The sequence below is a fragment of the Comamonas koreensis genome (genome assembly GCF_021026195.1).
GTDB classification, from domain to species: domain Bacteria; phylum Pseudomonadota; class Gammaproteobacteria; order Burkholderiales; family Burkholderiaceae_C; genus Comamonas; species Comamonas koreensis.
Genome location: NZ_JAJNCT010000036.1, coordinates 1 through 26001 on the forward strand (window position 1 = coordinate 1; position 26001 = coordinate 26001).

Annotated in this window: 21 protein-coding genes and 1 pseudogene; 12 read left to right on the forward strand and 10 right to left on the reverse strand. The window is 64.3% G+C overall.

What is annotated here, in order from left to right:
• Both LPW39_RS22935 and panC read right to left on the reverse strand, forming a co-directional pair.
• The coding region (locus LPW39_RS22935) for a DUF7933 domain-containing protein (RefSeq protein WP_230780988.1) at positions 1-1343 on the reverse strand (1343 nt) is incomplete at its 3' end.
• Between the two features lie 448 nt (positions 1344-1791).
• Positions 1792-2640, reverse strand: a complete 849-nt coding sequence (panC, locus tag LPW39_RS22940; RefSeq protein WP_230780990.1) for a pantoate--beta-alanine ligase — start codon at positions 2638-2640, stop codon at positions 1792-1794.
• Between the two features lie 330 nt (positions 2641-2970).
• Between panC and LPW39_RS22945 the strand changes: the two genes are divergently transcribed.
• Positions 2971-4236, forward strand: coding sequence for an Hsp70 family protein (locus LPW39_RS22945; protein ID WP_230780993.1), 1266 nt, complete (start codon positions 2971-2973; stop codon positions 4234-4236).
• Positions 4237-4257: 21 nt separating this feature from the next.
• Here LPW39_RS22945 and rsmI read toward each other — a convergent pair whose 3' ends face one another.
• Positions 4258-5190, reverse strand: coding sequence for a 16S rRNA (cytidine(1402)-2'-O)-methyltransferase (rsmI, locus tag LPW39_RS22950; protein WP_230780995.1), 933 nt, complete (start codon positions 5188-5190; stop codon positions 4258-4260).
• On the opposite strand from rsmI, the gene LPW39_RS22955 reads away from it, so the two are divergent.
• From LPW39_RS22955 to LPW39_RS22965, 3 genes and pseudogenes are all read left to right on the forward strand, one after another.
• Positions 5181-5627: a YraN family protein gene (locus tag LPW39_RS22955; RefSeq protein ID WP_230780996.1), complete on the forward strand. Its 447-nt coding sequence runs from the start codon at positions 5181-5183 to the stop codon at positions 5625-5627. The genes rsmI and LPW39_RS22955 overlap by 10 nt on opposite strands.
• Before the next feature lie 200 nt (positions 5628-5827).
• A complete protein-coding gene (locus LPW39_RS22960; protein ID WP_230780998.1) occupies positions 5828-6427 on the forward strand; it encodes an SIS domain-containing protein in 600 nt (199 codons plus the stop codon).
• Positions 6427-7086, forward strand: a pseudogene (locus LPW39_RS22965) (BON domain-containing protein); the annotation flags it as partial. The gene LPW39_RS22960 and the pseudogene LPW39_RS22965, both read left to right, overlap by 1 nt.
• Positions 7087-7304: 218 nt before the next feature.
• Here the strand turns inward: LPW39_RS22965 and LPW39_RS22970 are convergent.
• From LPW39_RS22970 to LPW39_RS22985, 4 genes are all read right to left on the reverse strand, one after another.
• Entirely contained in the window at positions 7305-8231 is a 927-nt protein-coding gene (locus LPW39_RS22970; protein ID WP_230781002.1) for an NAD(P)-dependent oxidoreductase, read from the reverse strand.
• 76 nt (positions 8232-8307) lie between these two features.
• Positions 8308-9444: a PilT/PilU family type 4a pilus ATPase gene (locus LPW39_RS22975; RefSeq protein WP_230781004.1), complete on the reverse strand. Its 1137-nt coding sequence runs from the start codon at positions 9442-9444 to the stop codon at positions 8308-8310.
• Between the two features lie 71 nt (positions 9445-9515).
• The gene (locus LPW39_RS22980; RefSeq protein WP_230781006.1) at positions 9516-10124 is read right to left on the reverse strand and encodes a cyclic nucleotide-binding domain-containing protein; all 609 of its coding nucleotides are present in this window, start codon (positions 10122-10124) and stop codon (positions 9516-9518) included.
• 110 nt (positions 10125-10234) lie between these two features.
• Entirely contained in the window at positions 10235-11278 is a 1044-nt protein-coding gene (locus tag LPW39_RS22985) for a type IV pilus twitching motility protein PilT (RefSeq protein WP_021027363.1), read from the reverse strand.
• Between the two features lie 83 nt (positions 11279-11361).
• On the opposite strand from LPW39_RS22985, the gene LPW39_RS22990 reads away from it, so the two are divergent.
• The 3 genes from LPW39_RS22990 (at position 11362) to LPW39_RS23000 (ending at position 13832) form a co-directional block, all read left to right on the forward strand.
• A complete protein-coding gene (locus tag LPW39_RS22990; protein ID WP_230781017.1) occupies positions 11362-12090 on the forward strand; it encodes a YggS family pyridoxal phosphate-dependent enzyme in 729 nt (242 codons plus the stop codon).
• A 105-nt stretch (positions 12091-12195) separates the two neighbouring features.
• Entirely contained in the window at positions 12196-13332 is a 1137-nt protein-coding gene (locus LPW39_RS22995) for a pyridoxal-phosphate-dependent aminotransferase family protein (RefSeq protein ID WP_230781019.1), read from the forward strand.
• Between the two features lie 83 nt (positions 13333-13415).
• Positions 13416-13832, forward strand: a complete 417-nt coding sequence (locus LPW39_RS23000) for an FKBP-type peptidyl-prolyl cis-trans isomerase (protein ID WP_230781020.1) — start codon at positions 13416-13418, stop codon at positions 13830-13832.
• 87 nt (positions 13833-13919) lie between these two features.
• On the opposite strand, the gene norR is transcribed toward LPW39_RS23000, so the two are convergent.
• A complete protein-coding gene (gene norR / locus LPW39_RS23005) occupies positions 13920-15527 on the reverse strand; it encodes a nitric oxide reductase transcriptional regulator NorR (protein ID WP_230781023.1) in 1608 nt (535 codons plus the stop codon).
• A 141-nt stretch (positions 15528-15668) separates the two neighbouring features.
• On the opposite strand from norR, the gene hmpA reads away from it, so the two are divergent.
• Complete coding sequence (hmpA, locus tag LPW39_RS23010) at positions 15669-16844, forward strand: NO-inducible flavohemoprotein (RefSeq protein ID WP_230781025.1); 1176 nt, start codon at positions 15669-15671, stop codon at positions 16842-16844.
• A gap of 150 nt (positions 16845-16994) precedes the next feature.
• Here hmpA and LPW39_RS23015 read toward each other — a convergent pair whose 3' ends face one another.
• Positions 16995-17246, reverse strand: coding sequence for a DUF3297 family protein (locus tag LPW39_RS23015; RefSeq protein WP_230781027.1), 252 nt, complete (start codon positions 17244-17246; stop codon positions 16995-16997).
• Positions 17247-17385: 139 nt separating this feature from the next.
• Between LPW39_RS23015 and LPW39_RS23020 the strand changes: the two genes are divergently transcribed.
• The 4 genes from LPW39_RS23020 (at position 17386) to LPW39_RS23035 (ending at position 24675) form a co-directional block, all read left to right on the forward strand.
• The gene (locus tag LPW39_RS23020) at positions 17386-18711 is read left to right on the forward strand and encodes a DUF445 domain-containing protein (RefSeq protein ID WP_230781029.1); all 1326 of its coding nucleotides are present in this window, start codon (positions 17386-17388) and stop codon (positions 18709-18711) included.
• A 373-nt stretch (positions 18712-19084) separates the two neighbouring features.
• On the forward strand, positions 19085-21166 hold the full coding sequence (locus LPW39_RS23025) for a ligand-gated channel protein (protein WP_230781031.1): 2082 nt from the start codon (positions 19085-19087) through the stop codon (positions 21164-21166).
• Positions 21167-21559: 393 nt separating this feature from the next.
• Positions 21560-23614: a ligand-gated channel protein gene (locus LPW39_RS23030; RefSeq protein WP_230781038.1), complete on the forward strand. Its 2055-nt coding sequence runs from the start codon at positions 21560-21562 to the stop codon at positions 23612-23614.
• A 74-nt stretch (positions 23615-23688) separates the two neighbouring features.
• Entirely contained in the window at positions 23689-24675 is a 987-nt protein-coding gene (locus tag LPW39_RS23035) for a siderophore ABC transporter substrate-binding protein (protein WP_230781040.1), read from the forward strand.
• A 97-nt stretch (positions 24676-24772) separates the two neighbouring features.
• Here LPW39_RS23035 and LPW39_RS23040 read toward each other — a convergent pair whose 3' ends face one another.
• A complete protein-coding gene (locus LPW39_RS23040; protein ID WP_133858259.1) occupies positions 24773-25999 on the reverse strand; it encodes a CaiB/BaiF CoA transferase family protein in 1227 nt (408 codons plus the stop codon).
• Positions 26000-26001: the final 2 nt, after the last annotated feature.

Consider the following 26001-nt stretch of genomic DNA (forward strand, 5'->3'; position numbering starts at 1 on the left):
ACCACCGAGACCGGGAAGCTGGTGCCGGTCAGATCGACGGGCGTGATATTGGCAGGCCAGACCACTTGTTTAGAGATACTCAGCTGTGCAGCATGGCAGGCGAGCGATGCTGTAGCTGGCGTATTGACCTGGCCAGTGGGCGAGACAAAGTCGGTGCCCGGCGTGATGGTATTGGTCACTGACGGGGTATCGATGCAAGCCTGGCGGCCGGCAACGCTGTTGGGCCAGACAACCGGCACGGTGATGGTGCAGCCGCCCGACGGGATCGTGAAGGCGCTGTTGCTGACGACGTTAGAGCCGGGTGACGCACTGAGGCTGTTGGCGGTGCAGGTGCTGCCCACGGTGCCGTTGCCCACCACCAGCGGTGCGGGCAGGTTGTCGGTCAGGTTGACGTTGCTGATGTCGGTGGGCGTGCCGTTGGACAGCGTGATCGTGAGCGCTGCGGTGTTGTCGCTGCCACCCAGATAGAGATCGGTCTTGTCAAAGCTCTTGCTGATCTTGGGCAGGCCGCAGGCGCCATTCTCCGAGGTGGCGGCATTCAGAAATGCAGGAGCCACCTTGGTTTTGTTGGCGTTCCAAGGGTCGCCGATGAAAGGAGAGATGTCCACCACGGCAAAAACACAGGCGCCCTTGCCGGCGTTCGATTGGGCAGTGGGAATCAGCAGGCCGTATACGTTGTTGGTGGGCGTGGCGCCTGGCGCCGGGAAACTGGCTGGAGGGGTACCGGAGGCCAGGTACAGCGCATTGCTTGCAGGCACCTTGTTGATATAGGTGATATAGCCGCCTGCGAAAGGGTTCAGCGCACTGAAGGAGGTCGCGAAGGGAGAGTTGGTGTTCAGCGGAAAGGAGGCAATCCCATTCAGCTGGCTGCCCAGCTCGAATGCAGAGCCCGTGCCACCATTGAGCGCAGCCACTAGTCTGCCGCCGTTGCCGCCGTTCTCCGCCTCACAGCAACCATCGATAAAGAAAACGATGGAATTGGCCCAGCGGTTGGCGACGGCGCTTTGCAGTACTGCCCAGTTGGTGGGGTCGATCGGCTTGTAGGTAGCCGCGACAATCACGATGTCATAGGGCGAGCCCGATGCTGCGGTGAAGGTGGCCTGCGAGATGGCATTGGGATTGCCCAGCTCCGACAACTTGGTGAGATCGCTGGGATTGGCCAGCGCGCTGGCAAACTCGTTTTGCAGATTCAGGTAGGCGTCGACGGCGTCAGGTTTTTCTGGATTGGGGTCAGTGATATTGGTGGTCAGCAGCAGCACCTTTTGCGCAAAGGCATGCTGTGCGCCGAGACACAGGAGCAAGGCTGCGATCAGCAGCCGGAAAAACGTCAATGGATGGGTCATTTCTCTTACCGTTGGGCCTGTTGGGCCTGTTGGGCCTGTTGGGTCTGTTGGGTCTGTTGAGTCCACGAGGCGCGCAAGCGCACGCCTATCTTCGATAGTAACAATTATTGTTTATATGTATCAATATGAATCATAACTTGGGCGTAATGATCCCCATACGAGCAACTGATGCAGGCCGGATGGGCGCGCAGAGCCGCTGTTATGAATTGAGACTTAGAATAAAAATGTACAGTCGATTGATGAATTGATATGTCTGTTTTTTGGGCAGAACGGCGTCGCCCAGGCAAACAAATGTCATCCACTGGTGCAACGGAGAACAGCACCTGGTGTGACGTTCAGGTGCTATTAAATACAGAGCGGCAACGGCACAGGAGGGCGCTGAGCAGGCATGGGGCCTGGTGCATGCGCCTCTCCCCCTGCGCAGCGGCCAGCGGGTGGCCGCGCTGCGTCAGAACTCCAGGTTGTCGATCAAGCGCGTGCTGCCCAGCCGCGCCGCACCCAGCACCACCAAGGGTGCGCTGGCCAGATCGCCTGCAGCGGGTGCCAGCAGGTTGTGGCGCTGGCGCACGGTCAGGTAGTCGGGCTCCCAGCCTTGGGCGCGCAGGGCCTGCATGGCCTGGGCTTCCAGCACAGCCAGGTCGCCCGGCGTGTTGCGGGCGGCGGCGGCCAGTGCCTGCAGCGCTTGTGACAAGGCCATGGCCTGCTGGCGCTCGGCCGCGCTCAGGTAGCCATTGCGCGAGCTCAGTGCCAGGCCGTCGTCAGCGCGTGCGGTGGGGCAGCCGATGATCTCGATGGGCAGCGCAAACTGCGCCACCATGCGGCGGATGACCATCAGCTGCTGGTAGTCCTTCCAGCCAAAGATGGCCGCACCCCCGCCGGTGGTGGCAAACACGCAACTGAACAGCTTCATGACGACAGTGCAGACGCCGGTGAAAAAGCCGGGGCGGAACGCGCCTTCCAGAATGTCGGCGAGGGCCGGGTCGGGCTGCACCTTGAACAGCTGGGGCTCGGGGTAGAGGTCCTTCTCGCGCGGCGCAAACAGGATGTCGCAGCCAGCCGCCTGCAGCTGGTCGCAGTCGTTCTCCCAGGTGCGCGGATAGCTGTCGAAGTCTTCGCTGGGCAAGAACTGCAGGCGGTTGACGAAGATGCTCGCCACTGTCACCGCGCCATGGCGTTTGGCCTCATGCACCAGCGAGATATGGCCCGCATGCAGATTGCCCATGGTGGGCACAAAGGCGGGCCGGCCGCGCTCGGCCAGGGCTTGTCGAAGTTCGGCGATGGTATGGACGATTTGCATGGTGGGCAGGGGCAGTGCTGCAGGGAGCGCCGAGCATAGCAGCACACAAATGGGCTTTGTATGGGGCTATTTCTGGTGTCTATGGTTTGCCCCTGGTCGCCGCATGCGCTTGCCCTATAATTTTCCCGTCGCGGCGCGCAAACCCGGTGTACCGGTGGTTGCAGCGCACGCCTGGGTCAGCCGACTCCGTGTCAGGCCAGTCGCATTTGGGCCTCTGTTCCCGCAAAGGGGACAGAGGCTTTTCCCTTTTTTACCGGCACCTTGCCTGCATTCTGCGCAGTCTGCATGCCTTGCTTTTTTCGTCCGATTCTCCCGTCGGACCTGGTCTTTATGTCATCTGCACCCGCCATCCTGGGCATTGATTTCGGCACTTCCAATTCCGCCATGGCGTTCAAGGCCGACCTGGCTGCGCCCGGGCCTTCCACGCTGTTGCAGGCCGAGGGCGCCTCGCAAGCGATGCCAACGGCTGTGTTTTTCAACACCGAGGACCACAGCACCCACTACGGGCGCGATGCCGTCTCACGCTATCTGGAAGGCACCGAAGGCCGGCTGATGCGCTCGCTCAAAAGCCTGCTGGGCAGCGCGCTGATGCAGGAGAAAACGGTGGTACACGGCAAGATGGTGGCCTACCAGGACATCGTCGCGCTGTTTGTGCAGCAGCTGGCCGCCACGGCCGAGCGCCAGATTGGCCATCTGCCCACCACCGTGGTTATGGGCCGGCCCGTGCATTTTGTCGACGAGGACGCCGGGCGCGACCAGGCCGCGCAAACCGCGCTGCAGCTGGCGGCGCAGGCAGCGGGTTTCAAGGATGTGCGTTTTCAGCTGGAGCCGATTGCCGCGGCGCTGGACTATGAGCAGCGCATTGCGAATGAAGCGCTGGTGCTGGTGGTCGACATTGGCGGCGGTACCTCGGACTTCACCGTGGTGCGCCTGGGCCCCGAGCGCCGCAACAAGCCCGAACGCAGCGGCGACATTCTGGCTACCACCGGCGTGCACATTGGCGGTACCGACTTTGACCGGCGCCTCAGCCTGATGGCGGCCATGCCGCTGTTGGGCCTGCAGCATGTGGGGCCCAGCGGGCGCGAGGTGCCCAGCGCGGTGTTCCATGACTTGTCGACCTGGCACCTGATCCAGTGGCTGTACAGCCCGCAGCGCCAGCGCGAGGTGCAGGCGCTGCGCAGCAGCTACAGCGACACGGTCTTGCATGACCGGCTGGTGTGCCTGCTGCAGGAGCACTGGGGCCACCGCCTGGCCAATGCGGTTGAGGAGACCAAGATCGGTCTGTCCAACCAGCAAAGCGTGCAAAAGCTGGAGGTTGATTGGCTGGAGCCGGGCCTCAGCCCCGAGGTCTGGCCCGCCGATCTGCAGCAATGCCTGCAGGCCTTGCTGGCCCAGGTGGCGCAGTGCGCGCTGAACTGTGTGCAGGCCGCCGGCCTGCAGCAAGGGCAGATCGATGCGATCTACCTGACGGGTGGTTCATCGGCCTTGCAGCCGCTGCGCGCGGCGCTGGCCCAGGCTTTTCCGGATACGCCCCAGGTCGAGGGCGATCTGTTTGGTGGTGTGGCGGCGGGCCTGGTGCACGGGCAGGCGCTTTAAGCCCCAACGCCCCAACGGCGATCAGTCGCCGGCTTGCTCGGCATCGCGCTTCCAGGCCAGGGCCGTGTCATACAGCGCATTGCGCGGCGCGCCGCTAATGTCAGCGGCCAGTTTGACGGCGGTCTTGGTCGGCAGCTCGGCCAGCAGCAGCGCCAGCACGCGGTGCGCATCGGCCAGGCTATCGGTCTGCACCGCCTGCGGGTGCAGCAGCAGCGCAAACTCGCCCTTGCTGCGGTGCGGGTCGGCGGCCAGCCAGGCGGGTACATCAGCCGCAGGCATGGTGGCAATGTCTTCAAACTGCTTGGTCAGCTCACGGCCCAAGGTCACGGGCCGGTCTTGCAGCACGGCCAGCGCCTGGGCCAGGTCGGCAATGCGGTGCGGTGCTTCCAGCAATACCAGGGTGCGCGGATCTTGCGCCAGTTGGGCCACGGCCTGCTGGCGCTCTTGCGCCTTGGTCGGCAAAAAGCCGATGAAAGCAAAGCCGCTGCTGGCGCCTTCGCCGGCCACCGCACCGGCGGCACTGACCAGCGCGGTCACGCTGCTGGCGCCGGGCAGCGGGCTGACGCGCAGGCCTGCACGCGCCACGGCCGCTGCCAGGCGTGCGCCCGGGTCGCTCACCCCGGGCGTGCCGGCATCGCTCACGTAGGCAATGCGCTGGCCTTGCTGCAGGCGGTTGATGACCTGCTCGGCCGCCTCGGCCTCGTTGTGTTGGTGTACCGCAATCAGCTGGCCGCCCGACTTGCCAACCCCGTAGGCACGTAGCATGCTGTGGGTGTGGCGGGTGTCCTCGCAGGCCACGGCATCGGCCAGCTCCAGCACATGCAGTGCGCGCAGGGTGATGTCGGCCAGGTTGCCGATCGGGGTGGCCACCACATACAAGGTGGAGGCGGGGTAGTGCTGGGTGCCGGCTGCAGCCTGGGCTGCTTGCAAAGCGGAGGTGAAAGATGCAGACACCGTGGAAGATCCTTGAAAAATGGCGAGGCCAAAGCCCGCCTGCTGCATCGCCCAGGGCTGCCAGCGAAGGGGCCGACAACAGCAAGCTGCGGGGCCAGCAGGCAGAAGATGCCGCGCTCCATTATCTCCAACAACAGGGCCTGCGCCTGCTGGCGCGCAATTACCGCACACCCGGGCGCGGCGGCGGCGAGATCGATCTGGTGATGCAGGAGCGCGATGGCACCGTCGTGTTTGTCGAGGTGCGCCAGCGCCAGCACAGCGGCTTTGGCGGTGCGGGTGGCAGCATCGGCAGCACCAAGCAGCGGCGCATCATCCTGGCCGCCAGGCACTACCTGGCCAGTCTGCGCCAGCAGCCGGCCTGCCGTTTTGATGCGGTGCTGGTCGAGCAGGAGATCGTCTGGCTGCGGGCGGCTTTTGATGTGCCCGACGGGGGATAAGAGCCCTCTGCAACATAGCCCGCTATTAACTGCAAAAGACGCCTCGCGTCTCATCCCGTTCCGCGTCCATCCCATTCGGCGAGGGTCTTGCAAAGGGTCCTGAACCGCGCCGTTGCTGGACTATAGATGGCCTTGGGCGCTGAGAAAAGTCGTCATCCCGACCCGAGGGGGAAACCTGCCAAGGTTATCATCGGGCCTCCATGCTTGAGCAACACATCCAACAGCACTTTATCGATAGCGCCGATCTCCACTACCAGGTGTCACAGGAGATGAGCGAAAGCGTCGCCAGCGCGGTCTACGCGCTGCTCGCCTGTGTGACCAGCGGCAACAAGGTGATGTGCTGCGGCAATGGCCTGTCCTGGGCGCAGGCAGCGCAGTTTGCCGCCATGTGCGTCAGCGGCATGGAGCGCGAGCGCCCCGAGCTGGCCGCCCTGGTACTGGACAACGGCGCGCTGGCGCAGGCCCAGCTGGGCAGCAGCCTGACGGCCGAAGCCCTGTCCCAAGGCCTGGCGCGCCAGGTGCGAACTTTGGGCCAGCCTGGCGATCTATTGCTGGTCATAAGTGCCGATGGCCATGACCGTGCGCTGCTCGGCGCGATCGACGCAGCGCATGAGCGCGACATGTCGGCCGTGGTGCTGACCGGCCGCACCGGCGGCCTGCTGGCCAATGCCTTGAGCGAAACCGATGTGTTAATGCGCGTGCCCCATGACCGCAGCACCCGCGTGCGCGAGGTGCACCAGCTGGTGCTGCACTGCCTCGTTGACGGAATCGATACCCAATTGTTAGGAGAAGAGGAATGATGCCTGTGTCTTGGAAGCGACTGACCCTGAGTCTGGTGGCGGCTGGAACGGTCGCTGCGACCGTCTCGGGTTGCATTCCGCTGGTGATCGGCGGCGCCGCCGTCGGTGGCACGGTGATGGCAATCGACCGCCGCACCGCTGGCATCCAGGTGGAGGACGAAAGCATAGAGCTGCGCGTGGCCAGCGCCATCCGCGAACGTGCCGGCAATGATGGCCATATCAATGTCACCAGCTACAACCGCCAGGTGCTGCTGACCGGGGAAGCGCCGAACGAGGCCTTCAAGCAAAAGGCCGAAGAGGCCGCCAAGGCTGCGCAGAACGTGCGCTCCGTCGTCAACGATGTGGCGGTGATGTTCAACTCCAGCCTGTCGCAGCGCTCCAGCGATACCCTGATCACCGGCAAGGTGCGCGCGAGCATCATCGATGCCAAGGACCTCAGCTCCAGCGCCATCAAGGTGCTGACCGAGCGCAATGTGGTCTACCTGATGGGCCGTGTGACCGAGCGCGAATCCAAGCGCGCCGCTGAAATCGCCCGGGGCGTGGCCAATGTGCAAAAGGTCGTGCGCGTTTTCGAGATCATCAGTGAAGACGAGCTCAAGTCCCTGAGCAACAACCGCAGCACCGGCAATGCCGCGCCGGTGGTCAACGACAGCAGCGCATCGGCCATCAGCACCCCGGCAGCGACCGTCGTGCCCGCACCAGCGGCCGCACCAGCAGCGCCTGCGGCAGCTCCCGTGTCTACCGGCGTGACGACCTCGCCGGTCAGCACCACGCCTGTGCAGCCGCTCAACGATGGGTTCACGACCAAGCCCTGAGCCTGCTCAGCACGCAACAAAAAGGCCGCATCCGCGGCCTTTTTTGCGTTCGGGGAAAGCGATCAGGCCTTCTTGCCCAGGCGGGTGATCAGGCTGGAGGTATCCCAGCGGTTGCCACCCGACTGCTGCACATCGGCATAGAACTGGTCCACCAGCGCAGTCAGCGGCAGGCGTGAGCCATTGCGCTTGGCCTCGTCCAGCACCAGGCCCAGGTCCTTGCGCATCCAGTCCACGGCAAAACCGAAGTCGAACTTGCCCTCGACCATGGTCTTGCCCCGGTTTTCCATCTGCCAGCTTTGCGCGGCGCCCTTGCTCACCACATCCAGCACCTGGGGCATGTCCAGGCCGGCGTTCATGCCGAAGGCGATGGCCTCGGACAGGCCCTGCACGACACCGGCGATGCAAATCTGGTTGACCATCTTGGCCAGCTGGCCCGCGCCGCTGCTGCCCAGCAGGGTGAAGGCGCGCGAGAACGCCATGGCCACCGGCTTGACGGTGTTGAACACGGCCTCATCGCCACCACACATGACGGTGAGCTGGCCGTTGACTGCACCGGCCTGGCCACCGGAGACGGGCGCATCGATGAAGTGCAGGCCTTGGGCCTGGGCGGCGGCATAGAGCTCGCGGGCCACATTGGCCGAGGCGGTAGTGTGGTCGACAAAGATGGCGCCGGGCTTCATGCCGGCCAGCGCGCCATCGGCACCCAGCACGACCGAGCGCAGGTCGTCGTCATTGCCCACGCAGCAGAATACGATGTCCGCATTGGCGACCGCCTCGCGCGGCGTGGCGGCATGGCGGGGCGCCTTGGCGCTGGCAAACTCGTCGCACCAGGCTTGCGCCTTTTGCGCCGTGCGGTTGTAGACGGTGACCGCATGGCCTGCCTGGGCCAGGTGGCCCGCCATGGGGTAGCCCATGACGCCCAGGCCCAAAAAGGCGACGTTCAGGGAAGGGGTGCTGTCATAGCTGCGTGCTTGAATACTCGATGCCATTGCGGTGACTCCAAAAAGAGCGGCACCCAAGGCGGGCCTGGGTGCCGTGTCGCTGAAAACCCAAAACGCTGACAGCTTAAACGATTGTCAGGTGCTCCGTGCCCTCGGCCAGATCACTGCGCTTGGCGCGCTGGCTGCCCAGCTTGATCTGCAGGCGCAGGTCGTTGACCGAGTCGGCGTTGCGCAGCGCGTCTTCGTAGGTGATCAGGTTGGCCTCGTACAGGTCAAACAGCGCCTGGTCGAAGGTCTGCATGCCCAGATTGCGGCTTTTCTTCATGATCTCCTTGATCTCGTTGACCTCGCCCTTGAAGATCAGGTCCGAGATCAGTGGCGAGTTGAGCATCACCTCGACCGCCGCAACGCGGCCCTTGCTGTCCTGCTTGCTCAGCAGGCGCTGCGACACCAGGCCGCGCAGGTTCAGTGACAGGTCCATCAGCAGCTGCGCGCGGCGCTCTTCGGGGAAGAAGTTGATGATGCGGTCCAGCGCCTGGTTGGCGCTGTTGGCGTGCAGGGTGGCCAGGCACAAGTGGCCGGTTTCGGCAAAGGCCACCGCGTGTTCCATGGTTTCGCGGTCGCGGATTTCGCCCATCAGGATGACGTCAGGGGCCTGGCGCAAGGTGTTTTTCAGCGCCGCTTCCCAGTTGTCGGTGTCCAGGCCCACTTCGCGCTGGGTCACGATGCAGTTCTTGTGGGGGTGGACAAACTCCACCGGGTCTTCGACGGTGATGATGTGGCCGTAAGAGTTTTCGTTGCGCCAATCGACCATGGCCGCCAAGGTGGTGGACTTGCCCGAGCCGGTGGCGCCGACCATGATGCACAGGCCACGCTTGGCCATGGCCAGGTCCTTGAGCACCTGGGGCACGCCCAGTCCGTCAATCGTTGGCAGGGTCAGTGGAATGGTCCGCAGCACCAGACCGACATTGCCTTGCTGCATGAAGGCATTGACCCGGAAACGCCCGATGCCCGAGGGCGAGATGGCGAAATTGCATTCCTTGGTCTTTTCGAACTCAGCCACCTGCTTGTCGCTCATGATCGAGCGGGCCAGGGTCAGCGAGTGGGTGGGCGACAGCGGCTGGCTGGAGACCTTGGTGACCTTGCCATCGATCTTGATGGCTGGCGGAAAGTCAGCGGTAATGAACAAATCGCTGCCATTGCGCTGCACCATCAGCTTCAACAGGTCGTTGATGAACTTACTGGCCTGATCCCGTTCCATGACAATCCTCTCTCGCTCCGTTATTGTTGCTTATGCAACAGAAGCGCCCGGGAACGGCCGCCCTGAAAGGCTCAGGGCTCAATCCGGGCGCTGGTCTGCCGCAGCCGCGTGGAGAGTTTGCGCGTGAACAAGGCCAGCAAATAGGCGGCCGTGGACGCGTCCAACTCCATCATGGCATCCAGTGTATCGGCCTTCAGCACAGCCAGTGCACAGTCGGTGGTAGTGGTACACGAAGAAAAACGGGGACTGCTGTCAAACAGAGACATCTCGCCCAGCACTTCGCCGGGGTGGATGTCGGCCAGATGGACAGTCTGGCCGGTGGCCAAAAGCCGGTCCACGCGGACCTGGCCGCTCAGCACGATCAACAGGTAATCGCCCAGTTCGCCTTGCTGGATCAGTGTTTGCCCGGCGGGCACCTGGTAGAACTCCAGGTACTGCACCATCTGTTCGATAAAGGGGGATTGCAGCAGGGATAGCGCGGCATCCTGGGCCCAGACCATGCGCAGCGCGGTGGCCGGGTCGGCCGGTGCCAGCAGCTGGGCATGGATGGCCTTGCGGCGTTGGCTCCAGAGCACATAGGGGGCTTCCGACGTGCTGGCCTGCTGGAAGCCATGGAGGAAGAAGCCGGTATCGGCCTCTACGGGCTCGTCTGCCGGGGATGCGGAATGCAAGCGGTTCATGGCCCGTGGTCTCCTTTGATCCCGCAAAGCATAAAGGGCACCAGCGGTACTGGCAATGACCGCTGGTGCCCTTCGTGCAACCGTTTGTCAGTTGCTGTTTGTCAGCGCTTTTAACCTGGGAAGTTCTCAGGCGTCTTGGCTTTGGCACGCGCCTCGGCCGGGCTGATCACATTGCGGCGCACCAGGTCGGTCAGGTTCTGGTCCAGGGTCTGCATGCCCATGCTGTTGCTGGTCTGGATGGTGGAGTACATCTGTGCCACCTTGGCCTCGCGGATCAGGTTGCGGATGGCGGGGGTGCCGAGCATGATCTCGTGCGCGGCCACGCGGCCTTGGCCGTCCTTGGTCTTGCACAAGGTCTGGGAGATGACGGCCTGCAGCGATTCGGACAGCATGGCGCGGACCATTTCCTTTTCTTCGGCGGGGAAAACGTCAATGATCCGGTCAATGGTCTTGGCGGCGCTGGAGGTGTGCAGGGTGCCAAACACCAAGTGGCCGGTTTCTGCGGCCGTCATTGCCAGGCGGATGGTTTCCAGGTCGCGCATTTCGCCCACCAGAATGGCGTCCGGGTCTTCACGCAGCGCCGAGCGCAGTGCGGCGCTGAACGACAGCGTCTGCGGGCCCACTTCGCGCTGGTTGATCAGGCATTTCTTGGATTCGTGCACGAATTCGATCGGGTCTTCCACCGTCAGGATGTGGCCGTACTCGTTTTCGTTGAGGTAGTTCACCATGGCCGCCAAGGTGGTGGACTTGCCCGAGCCGGTGGGCCCGGTCACCAGCACCAGGCCACGCGGCTTGAGCGACAGGTCGGCAAAGATCTTGGGGGCATTGAGCTGCTCCAGGGTCAGGATCTTGCTCGGAATGGTCCGGAACACGGCGCCCGAGCCGCGGTTCTGGTTGAAGGCATTGACCCGGAAACGCGCCAGGCCCTCGATCTCGAACGAAAAGTCGACTTCGAGGAATTCTTCGTACTGCTTGCGCTGGGCGTCGCTCATGATGTCGTAGACCATCGCGTGGACCTGCTTGTGGTCCAGCGGATCGACATTGATGCGGCGCACATCGCCGTGGACCCGGATCATCGGCGGCAGGCCTGCAGACAAGTGCAAGTCCGACGCTTTATTTTTGACACTGAATGCCAGCAATTGGGTGATATCCACTGCAGTTCCCTCGTTGTTTTGGTACGCTTTGAGTGCAAGGCCGCGTTGTTCACACGTTCCAAGGCCGTGCATATTTTTACATTATGAGCACGATTCCCGAAAAAATTCAGCAGGTTCGCCTGCAAATCGACAACGCCTGTCGTGCCAGCGGCCGGCCCGAGGGCAGCGTGCAGCTGCTGGCCGTCTCCAAGACCTTTGGCGTTGATGCCATTGCCGAGGCGGCCCAAGCCGGCCAGCGCGCGTTTGGTGAGAACTACATCCAGGAAGCGGTCGAGAAGATCCGCTACTTTGCCGAGCAGCACGCCTGGAAGGACCAGGGCCTGGTGTGGCACTGCATCGGCCCGATCCAGAGCAACAAGACGCGCCTGGTGGCCGAGCACTTTGACTGGGTGCATACGGTGGACCGGCTCAAGACGGCCGAGCGCCTGTCCGCCCAGCGGCCCGCACAGCTGGCGCCGCTGCAGATCTGCATCCAGGTCAATGTCGATGGCGGTATCACCAAGTCCGGCGTCGCCCCGGGCGACGTGGCGGCGCTGGTGCAGCAGGTGGCCCAGTTGCCCCAGCTGCAGCTGCGCGGCGTGATGAGCATCCCCGATGTGGTGGCCGATTTTGCCGCCCAGTTGGCCGTGCACCAGCGGGTCAAGGCCGTGTTCGATGACATCGCCGCGCTGGGCCTGCCGCAGCTGGCGCAGTGGGACACCATCTCCCTGGGCATGACGGCCGACCTGCAGGCCGCCGTGCAGGCCGGATCGACGATGGTGCGCGTGGGCAGCGGCATCTTCGGCCAGCGCGACTACGGCAGCGCCCATTGAATGGCGCCATCTGCCCACCCGCCAGCCCGGCTGCAGCGCATGGTGCTGCGTGCTAAGCTGGCCCCCGATTGTTCTGTGTACCCCCTCTAAAAGACAGGAGACCCCATGCCAGGATTGCTACCCGACGTTGACCCCGATGGCCTGTTGGAGTTTTCGGTGGTCTACACCGACCGCGCGCTCAACCACATGTCGCACCGCTTCATCGGTGTGATGGGCGAGGTGCTGCGCATCCTCAAGACCACCTACCACGCGCACACGGCCGTGATAGTGCCGGGCAGTGGCACCTTTGGCATGGAGGCCGTGGCGCGCCAGTTTGCCAACCGCGCCAAGGTGCTGATCGTGCGCAATGGCTGGTTCAGCTACCGCTGGACGCAGATTTTTGAAGAAGGCGGCCTGGGCGGCAGCGCAGTGATCTGCAAGGCCCGCCCCCAAGGCAGCGGCCCGCAGGATGCCTGGGCACCTTGCCCGGCCGAAGAAGTGGCCGCTGCCATCCGTAAGGAAAAGCCCCAGGTGGTGTTTGCCCCGCACGTCGAGACGGCCAGCGGCATTGTGCTGCCCGACGGCTACATCCAGACCATCAGCGCCGCTGCGCATGAGGTTGGCGCGCTGATGGTGCTCGACTGCGTGGCCAGCGGCGCCATCTGGGTGGACATGCAAAAGACCGGTGTCGATGTGCTGATTACCGCGCCGCAAAAGGGCTGGAGCGGCCCGCCTTGCTGCGCCATGGTGATGTTGTCCGAGCGCGCCCGCAAGGCCATCGAAGACACCAAGAGCAGCAGCTTCTCTTGCGACCTGAAGAAGTGGATGCAGATTGCCGAAGGCTACGAAAAGGGCCAGCACGCCTACCACGCGACCATGCCCACCGATTCGCTGGTGCAGCTGAGCAAGGTGATGCAGGAGGCCGAGGCCTATGGGCTGGACAAGCTGCGCGAGGAGCAGACCCAGCTGGGCAAAGAGGTGCGCGCACTGCTCAAGGCGCGGGGCTTTCCCAGCGTGGCGGCCCCAGGTTTTGAGGCGCCCGGCGTGGTCGTCAGCTTCACCACCGATCCGGAGATCCAGAACAGCAAGAAATTTGCCAGCGTGGGCCTGCAGACCGCTGCCGGCGTGCCACTGATGTGCGACGAGGGGCCGGAGTTCAAGACCTTCCGCATCGGCCTGTTTGGCCTCGATAAATGGCACAACGTCGAGCGCACCGTGGGCCATTTGCGCCAGGCGCTCGATGGTTTGGGTATCAAGGGTTAACTTGTGTTCTTAACGCGTTCTGCACCTGCCAACCAAGTGCAGAATGCGGGTTTTGTTTGAAAAACATTGGATTGGATTTCGCAATGAAAGCATTGACTGCCAGCGCCCTGTTCGCTGCCATCGCCCTGACCGCCGGCTTGGCCCAGGCACAGAGCAAGCCTGTGACGACCAAGAGCGGCCTGGTGTTTGAAAGCATCAAGGACGGCACCGGCGCCAGCCCCAAGGCGAGCGACACCGTCAAGGTGCACTACAAGGGCACCTTCCCTGACAGCGGCAAGGAGTTCGACAGCTCCTACAAGCGCGGTGAGCCGATCGAGTTCCCACTGCAAGGCGTGATCCCCTGCTGGACCGAAGGCGTGCAGCTGATGAAGGTGGGTGGCAAGGCCAAGCTGACCTGCCCGGCCTCGATCGCCTATGGCGCCCGTGGCGCTGGCGGCGTGATCCCGCCCAATGCCACGCTGAACTTTGAAGTGGAACTGCTGGGCATCAAGGGCCAGTAAAACCTGCTTCTCTACAAGCTGAAAAGCCTCCGCGTCTTGCTGGCGCGGAGGCTATTTTGTTTTTAGGGCGCTGGGTTCGTTCGCCGATCAGCGTTCCACCCCCAGGCGCTTGGCCAGCCGCTGCAGGTTGGCGCGGTCCAGCTGCAGCTCGCGCGCGGCTGCGGCCCAGTTGCCGTGGTGGCGGGCCAGGCTGGCGCTGAGCAGCTGGCGCTCGTAGCGCTCCACCTGGGCGCGCAGGCCCAAGGCCCCGGCGCTGGCGGCTGGCCCTTCGGCCACGTCGGCAACGGGCCCGGGCGCGATAAGGCCCGTTGCCTGCTGGCCTGGCGGCAAGGGTGCGGCGGCGGCGCCGTCCCACAGGTCTTCCTCGCCAATGCTCAGCATGCGCGGTTTGCTGCTGTCCTTGCGCTGGCCCAGCGTGCGGCTCAGCGCTTTGAGCACGGCGCGGCTGATGCAGTGCTCCAGCTCACGCACATTGCCGGGCCAGGGGTAGCGCAGCAGGGCGGCCTGGGCGGCGGCATCCAAGCGCAGGCCGCCCAGTTGCAGGCGGGCGCGGTTCTCTTCGAGAAAGCAGCCGGCCAGCACCAGGGTGTCGCTGTCCCGCGCACGCAGCGGTGGCACCACGACCGGGTAGACGCAGAGGCGGTGGTAGAAATCGGCGCGCATGCGGCCGGCCTGCACCTCGGCGGCCAGGTCGCGGTTGGTGGCGGCGATCACGCGCACATCGACCTGGTGCTCGCGGTCCGAGCCCAGGCGCTGCAGCTGGCCGCTTTGCAGCACGCGCAGCAGCTTGGCCTGCACCGACAGCGACAGCTCGCCCACCTCGTCGAGGAACAGGGTTCCGTGCTGCGCCTGTTCAAACTTGCCGCGCCGCTCGCTCAACGCGCCGGTGAAGGCGCCGCGCACATGGCCGAACAGCTCGCTCTCGACCAGGTTGTCGGGCAGCGCGGCGCAGTTGATGCTGACCAGCGGTTGCGCTGCGCGTGGCGACTGCGCATGCACCGCCTGGGCGACCAGCTCCTTGCCGGTGCCGGTCTCGCCAGTGATCAGCACGCAGAGGTCGCTGGCGGCGACCAGCGCAATGCTGCTTTGCAGCTGGCGGATCGCAGGGCTGGTACCCAGGATCTGGCGGCTGCGATCTGCGCCCGGGCTGCGCGGTGCCGGCGCGCTGGCGCTGCGCGCGGCCTGGGACAGCTGCTGCACCCGCTCGGCCGTGGCCACGGTGGCGGCGGCTAGGTTGCTGAAGGCCTGCAGCAGCTCGAGCGCATTGTCATCGGCAAAGCGGTCGGGCTCCAGCGCATCCAGGGTCAACAGGCCCCAGGCCAGGCCGCCGGTCTGCAGCACGCAGCCCATGCAGTCATGCACATGCAGCTCGCCCGGGGTGGTGATCAGGCCGTCATAGGGGTCGGGCAGGAGGCTGTCGGGCGCAAAGCGCATGGCCTGGCCGGCGGCCAGCAGCTGGGCCAGGCGCGGGTGCTCGGCCACCTTGAAGCGCCGGCCCAGGGTATCGGGCACCAGGCCATCGATGGCCACCGGCTCCAGCCATTCGCCGTTGAGGCGCAGCAGCGCCACGGCATCGGCGGGCAGCAGGGTGCGCAACGCGGCAAGCAGGCGGCGCAGGCGCTCGCGCTCGGGCAGTTCCTGGGCCAGATCGGCGACCAGCGGAATCACCGCGTGGAGGATTGTGGAGGATGTCAAAACGACTCGGGGTGTCAAAAACACAGCATTTAACCGTAGTCAGTATGACTGCATGCATTGTGCAAGGTATTGATATTCCACAAACCAGGTGTTGGCACGATGCATGCATTGTCAAGACCAACCACATGCAAGGAGAGTTAGATGCTGAGCGATAGCCAAAAACAGATCATCCAGGCCACCGTCCCTCTGCTGGAGACCGGCGGTGAGGCGCTGACCACGCACTTCTACCAAATGATGCTGAGCGAGTACCCCGAGGTGCGCCCGCTGTTCAACCAGGCCCACCAGCAAAGCGGCGCCCAGCCCCGCGCACTGGCCCATAGCGTGCTGATGTATGCCAAGCACATCGACAAGCTGGAGAACCTGGGCGACCTGCCCGCGCAGATCATCAACAAGCATGTGGCGCTGCAGGTGCAGCCCGACCAGTACCAGATCGTGGGCAGCTGCCTGCTGCGCGCGATCCGCGAGGTGCTGGGCGCCGAGATTGCCACCGATGCGGTGATCGACGCCTGGGCCGCTGCCTACACCCAGCTGGCCGACATCCTGATCGCTGCCGAGGCCAAGGCCTATGACGACATCGCCCAGGCCGAAGGCGGCTGGCGCGGTGCGCGCAGCTTCAAGCTGGTGCAGAAGGTGGCCGAGAGCGCCGAGATCAGCTCCTTCTACCTGGAGCCGGTGGACGGCAAGGCCGTGATCGCCCACCAGCCGGGCCAGTACATCGGCCTGCGCGCCATCGTGGGAGGCACCGAGCAGCGCCGCAACTATTCGCTGTCGGCCCCCAGCAATGGCCGCAGCTACCGCATCAGTGTCAAGCGCGAGCCCGGTGGCAAGGTCTCCAACTACCTGCATGACCTGCCAGTGGGTGACACCCTGGAGCTGTTTGCACCGGCCGGCCATTTCACCTTGCAGGCGGGCGAGCGCCCGCTGGTGCTGATCAGCGGCGGTGTGGGCATCACCCCTACCTTGCCGATGCTCGAAGCCGCGCTGCAGACCGACCGCCCCATCACCTTCATCCACTGCGCCCGGGGCCGTGCGGTGCATGCCTTCCGCCCGCAGATCGATGCGCTGGCGCAGGCGCACAGCCAGCTGCAGCCGCGCTATGTGTATGACGAAGTGGCCGAGGGCGAAGCGGTCGCTGCCCAGGGCCATCTGACCGAGGACCTGCTGGGCCAGTGGCTGCCCGCATCGCGCGATGCCGATGTCTACTTTCTCGGCCCCAAGCCCTTTATGCGCTCGGTCAAGGCCTCGCTGCGCAAGCTCGGCGTGCCCGATGCCCAGGTGCGCTATGAGTTCTTTGGCCCGGCCGAGGCGCTGGCCTGATTGCATGCCTCTGAAGCGCTGAGGCGCGTGCGGCACCGGCCGCCGCAGGCAAAAAACCCGAGCCATGCTGGCCATTCAAGGCGAGCCTGGATCGGGTTTTCGTTTTACGGGCCGCTTCAGCGCAGCGCGGCGGAGGTGTCAGGCCAGGACTCAGTCCTTGTAATAGGCCTCGACCTTGCCCTTGAGCTTGATCAGCAAAGGCTTGCCCTTGCGGTCCACGGTCTTGCCGGCGGGCACCTTGACCCAGCCTTCGCTCACGCAGTATTCCTCGACATCCACGCGCTCGGTGCCGTTGAAGCGGATGCCGATATCGTGGTCAAAAACCTCGCGCACAAAGTGCGGGCTCTTGGGGTCGATGGACAGGTGGTCGGGCAGTTCGGGGCGGGCAGTGGTATCGGTCATGGTTGGTGCAGAAAAGTACGCGGCCCTGGGCCGCACAGGCCGACATTGTCCACACTTTGCGGGCACTGTGTCCAGGAATGGGAAACCGCGCCGTTGGCTGACTTGGCAAGCTCTGCTGCTTGCCGCTACAGTGGTCGCCATGCCTTTGCTACTGACCGATGCGCAGCAGCGTCTGCTGCGCCGCGCCAAGCTCACCCCCTTGCTGCTGCTGCTGGCCGTGGCCTGCATGTTTGTGCTGGCCAGCTGGTGCCTGGGCCAGCCGTTTGCGCAGTCGCGCCACTGGCAGCTGGCGCTGCGCTGCCTGCGGGCGATGACCGAGGCGGGCATGGTCGGCGCGCTGGCCGACTGGTTTGCGGTGGCGGCGCTGTTCAAGCACATCCCGATTCCCTGGATCTCGCGGCACACGGCCATCATCCCGCGCAACAAGGACCGCATTGGCGAGAACCTGGCCGTCTTTGTGCGCGAGCGATTTCTCGATGGCGAATCGCTGGTGCAGCTGGTGCGCACGCACCAGCCGGCGGACAAGCTGGCGCAATGGCTCAAGGCGCCGGCCAATGCCGAGCTGCTGGGCCACCAGGTGGCGCGCCTGGCTGCCGCCGCGCTGGCCACCGTGCAGGATGCACAGGTGGAGCGCTTCATCAAGCTGGCGCTGCGCACCTTGCTGGGCCAGATCGACCTGTCGCAGTCGCTGTCCAAGGTGCTGACGGTGCTGACGCACAATGGCCGCCACCAGGTGCTGCTGGCGCAGGCGCTGGACAAGCTGGTCGAGCTGCTGCACGAGGCCGAGACCCGTACCCTGATTGCGCAGACCATTGCGCACTGGCTCAAGACCGAGCACCCGCTGAAGGAAAAAATGCTGCCCACCGGCTGGCTCAGCGACAAGGGCTCGGCAATGATCGCCAGCAGCCTGGAACACCTGCTCGATGCGATTGCCGACAACCCCAGCCATGTGCTGCGCGCCAAGTTTGACGAGACCATGCAGGAGTGGGTGGAGCGCCTGGCCGAAGACCCCGCTTGGCATGCCAAGGGCGAGGAAGTGCGCCGCTACCTGCAGCACGACCCTGCCGTGGGCCAGTATGTGCAAGAGCTGTGGCAAAGCCTGCGCGCCAGCCTGCAGGCCGACCTGGCCAACGAGCATTCGGCGATGGCGCGCAATGTGCGGGGCATGGGCCTGTGGCTGGGCAAATCGCTGGCGGCCGACCAGGCGCTGCGCAGTTCGCTCAACACCCGCATGGAGCTGTGGGTCAAGGAGCTGGCGCCGGAGATCTCGCAGTTCTTCGGCACCCATATTGCCGATACCGTCAAGCGCTGGGATGCGCGCGAACTAGGCGAGCTGATCGAGTGGAACATTGGCCGTGACCTGCAGTACATCCGCATCAACGGCACCCTGGTAGGCGGGCTGATCGGCTTTGCACTGTTCTGGCTGGGCTGGTTGGTGAACCACCTGGGCGGTGGTTCGGTGTAGCCCTACTGAACGGCACATTGGACAGGTTCGTAGGCATAAGCACAACGTTCAGCCGCTGAATTGCTTCACGGTGGCTTCACATTAGTCAACACTTCTTCATCGATAGATATAATAAGAAGCATTCGCATTTGCTGATAGTCTACCGACCTTTACCGTTGCCAAGCCAGGTGGCTCCCCGCCATCTCCATGCCGCACAGCCCGGCATGCACGCCAGGACGGCCCAGCGCAAGCACTTGCTGCCTGCCGCGCCGTGACTGACACCGCCAAACCCCGCGAATAAACGCCGGCCCTGGGCCTGCGCTTTGCCCGAGCGTCACGAGCGCCCAGGTGGCGCAGCCATGCGCCATCCACCGATCTGAACTGGAGCTTTTTCATGACTGCCCGCCCCCTTTCTGCAGCTTTCGCTGCAGCCTGTGCTGCCCACCCTTCATCGCTGTTGCAAGCCGGCCCAGCGCCGCGCCTTGCTGCGCCCCATGCATGGCGCGCCACGGCCCTGGTGGCCGCTGCCATGCTGGCTGCCAGCCCTGCGCTGGCGCAGACTGAGGCGGAGGCCGACAAGACCTTGTCGACCGTGGTGGTGACGGCCTCGGGCTTTGAGCAGGCGGTGGAAGATGCGCCGGCGTCGATCACCGTGATCCCGCGCCAGGAGCTGGAGAAAAAGGCCTACCGCGATGTGACCGATGCGCTGCGCGATGTGCCCGGCGTGGTCATCACCGGTGGCGGCAGCTCCAGCGACATCAGCATCCGGGGCATGGCCTCGAACTACACGATGATTCTGGTGGACGGCAAGCCGCAGAACTCGCGCGAGACCCGGCCCAACAGCGATGGCGCCGGCATCGAGCAAGGCTGGCTGCCGCCGCTCAGCGCGATTGAGCGCATCGAGGTGGTGCGGGGCCCCATGTCCTCGCTCTACGGGTCGGACGCAATGGGGGGCGTGGTCAACATCATCACGCGCAAGGTGGCCAAGCAGTGGACGGGTACCTTGAGCGCCGAGACCACGCAGCAGGAATCCTCCGCCTCGGGCGATATCTACCAGAGCAACTTCTACCTGGCCGGCCCCATCAAGAGCGATGTGCTGGGCCTGCAGATCTACGGCCAGAAATCGCGCCGCCTCGAAGACAAGTTTGTCGGCGGCTTCAATGAGCAGGACAGCAGCTCGGGCACCGCCAAGCTGACCCTGACCCCCAACAAGGACCACGACCTGGCGCTGGAAGTGGGCCGCACCCTGCAGGACCGCTATGCAACGGCAGGCAAGAGCGCGAGCCGCAGCTCCAGCTTCTCGGACTACTCCCGCAACCACTTCGCGATTTCGCACACCGGGCGCTGGGGCTTTGGCACCTCGACGACCTACCTGCAGCACGAGGAGATCGACAACCCTGGCCGCGAGATGAAGCTGAAGAACACCGAGTTCAACAGCCAGATGGTGATGCCGATCGGTGAGCGCAACCTGACCACCGTGGGCCTGAGCTACAAACATGAAAAGCTGACGGACAACGGCAACCAGATGAAGGTGGACAACCCCATCAACACGCTCAAGCGCTACCAGTGGGCGCTGTTTGCCGAGAACGAATGGCGGGTGACCGATGCGATTGCGCTGACCACCGGCCTGCGCATGAACCATGACCAGAACTACGGCACCGACTGGACGCCGCGTGTCTACGGCGTCTGGCACGCAACGCCGGAGTGGAGCGTCAAGGGCGGTATCTCGACCGGCTTCAAATCGCCCAGCCTGCGTGCAGCCGTGGCCGATTGGGGCCAGATCACCGGCGGCGGTGGCGACCCGGCCATCATCCGAGGCAACCCCAACCTCAAACCCGAGAAAAGCACCAGCCAGGAGCTGGGCGTGATCTGGGACAACCGCCGCGATTTCACCGGCAGTCTGACCTTGTTCAACACCGATTTCAAGGACAAGATCACCGAGGTGCGCAGCTGTGAGGACACCGAGGGCGCGGGCCGCGCCATCGTCACCGGCAACTGCACGGTACTGGGCACGCCCTACAAGTTCATCAGCGACCGTACCAATGTGGATGAAGCCAATATGCGCGGTGTGGAAGCGACCGCCACCTGGAAGGCCAGCGAAGCCTTGCGCCTGGCGGCCAACTACACCTTCACCCGCTCGGAGCAAAAGAGCGGCAACTTTGCCGGCCAGCCGCTCAACAAGATGCCCAAGCACATGCTCAACGCCACCTTGGACTGGCAGGGCACGGACAAGCTGGGCGTCTGGAGCCGCCTCAACTTCCGCGGCAAGAGCTCGGACTACCTGAGCCGCACCTCGATGGCCAAGGGCACGCCGTCCTTTACGTTCATGGACCTGGGCCTGAACTACGCCTACAGCAAGGATGTGCGCTTCAGCACCGGCATATACAACCTGTTCGACAAGCGCGTGGACAGTGCCACCTATGACGCGGTGTATGACGGCCGCCGTTACTGGGCCAAGGTCACCGTCGGTTTTTAAGCGGTAGTGTCCAGGCCATCGCTGGAGGTCCGCGTGTTACGACGCGCCTCCGGCCATGAGCGGCTCCAGGCTTGGTTTGCGCAGCGTGAGAAGCGGTTGCCGCATGCGCGCTGTAGGACGAACTTTACAAAATCGCTACATGGCATTTCGTAACGATTCTTCATCAATCTCTATAATGAGAATTATTCGCATATAAACGTCTTGCGTTCCCCCTTGCTGCCCATGCTTGCATGGGGCGGCCATGCCTCCTCGGGACGGTGCCCTGACAAGCGCCGTGACCGCAGACCTGCACAACAAGCGAAGCATCGCTGGCCCGCCGCCAGCACCTGCCGATGGCCAGCATCTGCGGGTGCCTGAGGCGTGGCTGTTGTCACCTGAACACCGAGTATTTCCATGTCCTCCTCTGCTTCGTTGGCAGCAGGTCGCGCGTCAGCACGGCCTCTGCGTCTTGATTTCCACCGGCTGCCATCGGCACCCCAGCGCCATGCACTGCGCGCCATCGCCGGTCTGGTGGCCGGCATGCTGGTAAATGGCGCAGCAGCAGCGCAGGCCGCTGATGCCACCGATGCTGCCGAGCAGGTTGCCAGCGACAAAACACTGGGCACCGTAGTGGTGACAGCGGCGGGCTTTGAGCAGGAGGTGACCCAGGCACCGGCCTCGATCACCGTGATCCCGCGTGAGAAGCTGGAGCAGGGCGCCTACAGCAACCTGCACGATGCCTTGCGCGATGTGCCGGGCGTCATCATGACGCCGTCGGACAACAACTCCAACGACATCAGCCTGCGCGGCATGGGCGCCAACTACACCTTGATCCTGGTGGACGGCAAACGCATGAGCACGCGCGAGACGCAGACCAATGGCTCGACGGGCACCGACCAAAGCTGGGTGCCGCCGCTCGAAGCCATCGAACGCATCGAGGTGGTGCGCGGGCCCATGTCCTCGCTCTACGGATCGGATGCAATGGGCGGCGTGGTCAACATCATCACGCGCAAGGTGGCCAAGCAGTGGCATGGCTCGCTGCGCGCCGATGCCACCTTGCAAGAGCGCTCCGAATCCGGCAATGCCTACCAGAGCAACTTCTACCTCTCGGGCCCGATCAAGGAAGAGATGCTGGGCATCAGCCTCTACGGCAACTACAGCAAGCGCGATGAAGACCGCATCTACCAGGGCTACAACGACAGCGATACCCAGGCGCTCAACGCCCGCATTGCGCTGACGCCGAACAAGGACCACGACATCATTGCCGAACTGGGCGCGGCCAAGCAGCACTTCATCTCCACCCCCGGCAAGACCTTGCTGGAGACGGGTGCGCTGTCCGACCGCAGGTTCGAGCGCGAGAACTATTCGTTGCAGCACAAGGGCCGCTGGGGCTGGGCCTCGTCCGATACCTATGTGCAGCATGAGAAGACCCGCAACATCTCGCGTGAGATGACCATCAAGAACACGGTGGCCAACACCAGCTGGGTGATACCGGTGGGCGACGCGCACATCGTCAGCACTGGCCTGTACTACAACAAGCAAGATCTGACCGACACCACGACCAACACCTTGCCCGGCAGCAACCGCACCACGGCCGACCGCACGCAGTACGCCTGGTTTGCCGAAGACGAATGGCGCCTGCGCGAGGACTTTGCGCTGACCAGCGGCCTGCGCTTTGACGACGACAGCAAGGGCGGATCGCAATGGAGCCCGCGCCTCTATGGCGTGTGGAACCTGAACCCGCGCTGGACAGTCAAGGGCGGTGTCTCCACCGGTTTCCGCGCACCCTCGCTGCGCCAGACGCTGGGCGATTGGGGCCAGGCCAGCCGGGGCGGCAATATCTATGGCAACCCGGATCTGAAGCCGGAGAAATCGCTGTCCAAGGAAGTGGGCGTGCTCTACAACGATGGTGCCGGTCTGTCGGCAGGCCTGACCGTGTTTGACAACGACTTCCGCGACAAGATCACCCGCATTGCCTGCCCCGAGTGTGGCCCGTTGAATTCGTCCGGCAACACGCCTACGACCAATATCAATATCGACAAGGCAGTGACGCGCGGCATCGAGGCTACGCTGACCATGCCGCTGGCGCGCAGCCTGGATCTGAACTCCAGCTACACCTTCACCAAGTCCGAGCAAAAGAGCGGCGAGTTTGCCGGCCAGCCGCTGTCGCAGCTGCCGCGCCATATGCTTAATGTCGCACTGGACTGGAAGCCGTCTGACCGCTGGAACGGCTGGACCAAGCTGTCCTACCGAGGCAAGGAGAGCCAGCCGACCGGCGGCCGCTCGGCCCGCACCTGGGTCGCTGGCAGCTACGCCATGTTCGATGTGGGCGGCTCGTTCCACTACAACAAGAGCACCACCTTCTTCGCCGGCATCTACAACCTGTTCGACAAGGATGTGTACTACGAAGACTACGCCACCGTGCAGGACGGGCGCCGTTACTGGGTGGGCATGAACCTCAAGTTCTAAACCCGCCGCGCGGCGACCCGCATTGCGGCGGGCGCTGCGGCTATCGCTTTGATTCGCATCCCTTGGAGAAAGACATGACCCAGCCATTGACCTCGGCCTGCTGGCGCGCCAGCGCTGCTGCCGCCCTCGCCACGTCGCTGTTTGCTGCCCCGGCGGCCTTTGCGCAAGCCCCCAGCCCCAAAGCGCCGGCAACCATCACCGTGCAACATGCCAAGGGCAGCACGGTGGTGCCCTTGGCCCCCAAGCGTGTGGTGGTGTATGACCTGGCATCGCTGGACACGATGCAGGCGCTGAACCTGCCGGTGACGGCCCTGGCCAAGGCCAACTTCCCCGGCTATATGCAGGCCTATGCCGATGCGCGCTACCTGCCAGCCGGCACCCTGTTCGAGCCCGATTTTGACGCGCTGAGCCAGATCCGCCCGGACCTGATCGTTGTGGCGGGCCGCAGCGCCGGCAAGTACGACATCCTGAGCAAGATTGCGCCCACGCTGGACCTGAGCGTCAACAACCAGCAGCTGCTGGCCGATATGCAGCGCAATGTGATGGCGCTCGCATCGCTGTGGGGCAAGCAGGCCCAGGGCGAGCAGCTGATGCAGCGCGTGCGCAGCGAGGTGGAGAGCACCCGCGCACTGGCCCAGCAGCAGGCACCAGGCCTCTTGGTGCTGGCCATCAGCACCATGATCAACGCCCAGCCCCCCGGCGCACGCTTTGGCCTGCTGCACGATGTGCTGGGCGTCAAGCCAGCCATCCCCGCCGATGCCAGCAAGCCACGCGGCGTGCCGATGACGATGGAAGACATCAGCCAGCTCAACCCCGCCTGGCTCTATGTGATTGACCGCAATGCCGGCACCGGCAGCACCACCGGTCGCGATGGCAAGCCCGTCGTTGCCAGCACTGACCTGTTCAACAACGAAGCCATCCGCAACAGCGCCGCCGGCCAGCAGGGCCGGCTGGTGTTTTTGGATCCGCAGGTCTGGTACCTGCTGGGGGTGGCAGGCCCGCAGGCCATGCTGCAGACGACGGCGCAGTTGAAGGAAGTTTGGCAGGCCAAGCAGCGCTGATGGCGGTGCTGTAGCGGCTGCGTTGCAGATGCAAAAAAGGAGTGCCGTTCAATATGGCACTCCTTTTCTTTGGGGGTGAACGACGCGTTGGTGCGTATCAGCGCCCGTGCAGCTGCACCGCCTGGCTGGCAGCCAGCGCCGCGATATCGTCGCTGCTGTAGCCCAGCTCTTGCAGCACCTCGGCGGTGTGCTCGCCATACTGCGGTGCGCCGCGCCGCGTGACGCCATTGCCGTGCGAGAACTTGATCGGCAGGCCCAGGGCCTGCACCTGGCCGGCGACAGGGTGGTCGACCTCGATGACCATGTCGCGCGCCAGGGTCTGGGGGTCTTCCAGCATGTCCTTGATCTTGCGCACCGGGCCGGCAGGCACACCGGCCTGCTCGAACTTCTCGACCCAGTAGTCGGTCGTGTTGCTGCGCATGGCCTCGGAGATGATGGAGATCAGCAGATCGCGGTTGGCCATGCGCTCGCGGTTGCTGGCAAAGCGCTCGTCTTCGAGCAGGTGCTCCAGCTGCAGCACGCGGGTCATGCCGACCCAGGTGGCCTGGCTCACTGCGCCGATATTGATCCAGCCGTCTTGCGTCGGTATCGCCTGGTAGGGCGCAGCCACCGGGTGGGCCGAGCCCATGGGGCCAGCGGACTCGCCGGTGGCAAAGGCCATGGCCACCTGCCAGTAGGTGTGGACCAGAGAGGCCTCGTACAGTGAGGTGTCGACATACTGGCCTTCGCCGGTGCGCAGCCGCTCGATGTAGGCGGCCAGCACGCCGGTCGAGGCCAGGATGCCGGCGGTCACATCACCAATCGGCACGCCGACTTTGACGGGCGGGCGGCCCGGGCCTTCGCCAGTCAGGCTCATGATGCCGGACATGCCCTGCGCAATCAGGTCGTAGCCGGCGCGCTTGGCATAGGGGCCATTGAGGCCAAAACCGGTGATCTTGCAGTAGATCAGGCCGGGGTTGCTAGCGCGCAGCACCTCATAGCCCAGGCCGAGTTTTTCCATCGTGCCGGGGCGGAAGTTCTCGATCACCACATCGGCCTTGTCGATCAGGCGGCGCACCACCTGCAGACCATCGGGGTGCTTGAGGTCGACGGCGATACCGCGCTTGTTGCGGTTGACGATCATGAAGGTGGCAGACTCGCCCTGGATCTCGGGCGGGATTGCGCGGCGGGTGTCGTCGCCGCCGGGCAGGCGCTCGACCTTGACCACCTCGGCGCCCATGTCGGCCAGCAGCAAGCCGCCGACGGGGCCCGCCATGACATTGGTTAACTCAACAACGACGAGGCCCGACAGCGGGCCTGTGCGCGGGGAAGGGGATGGCTGCATGA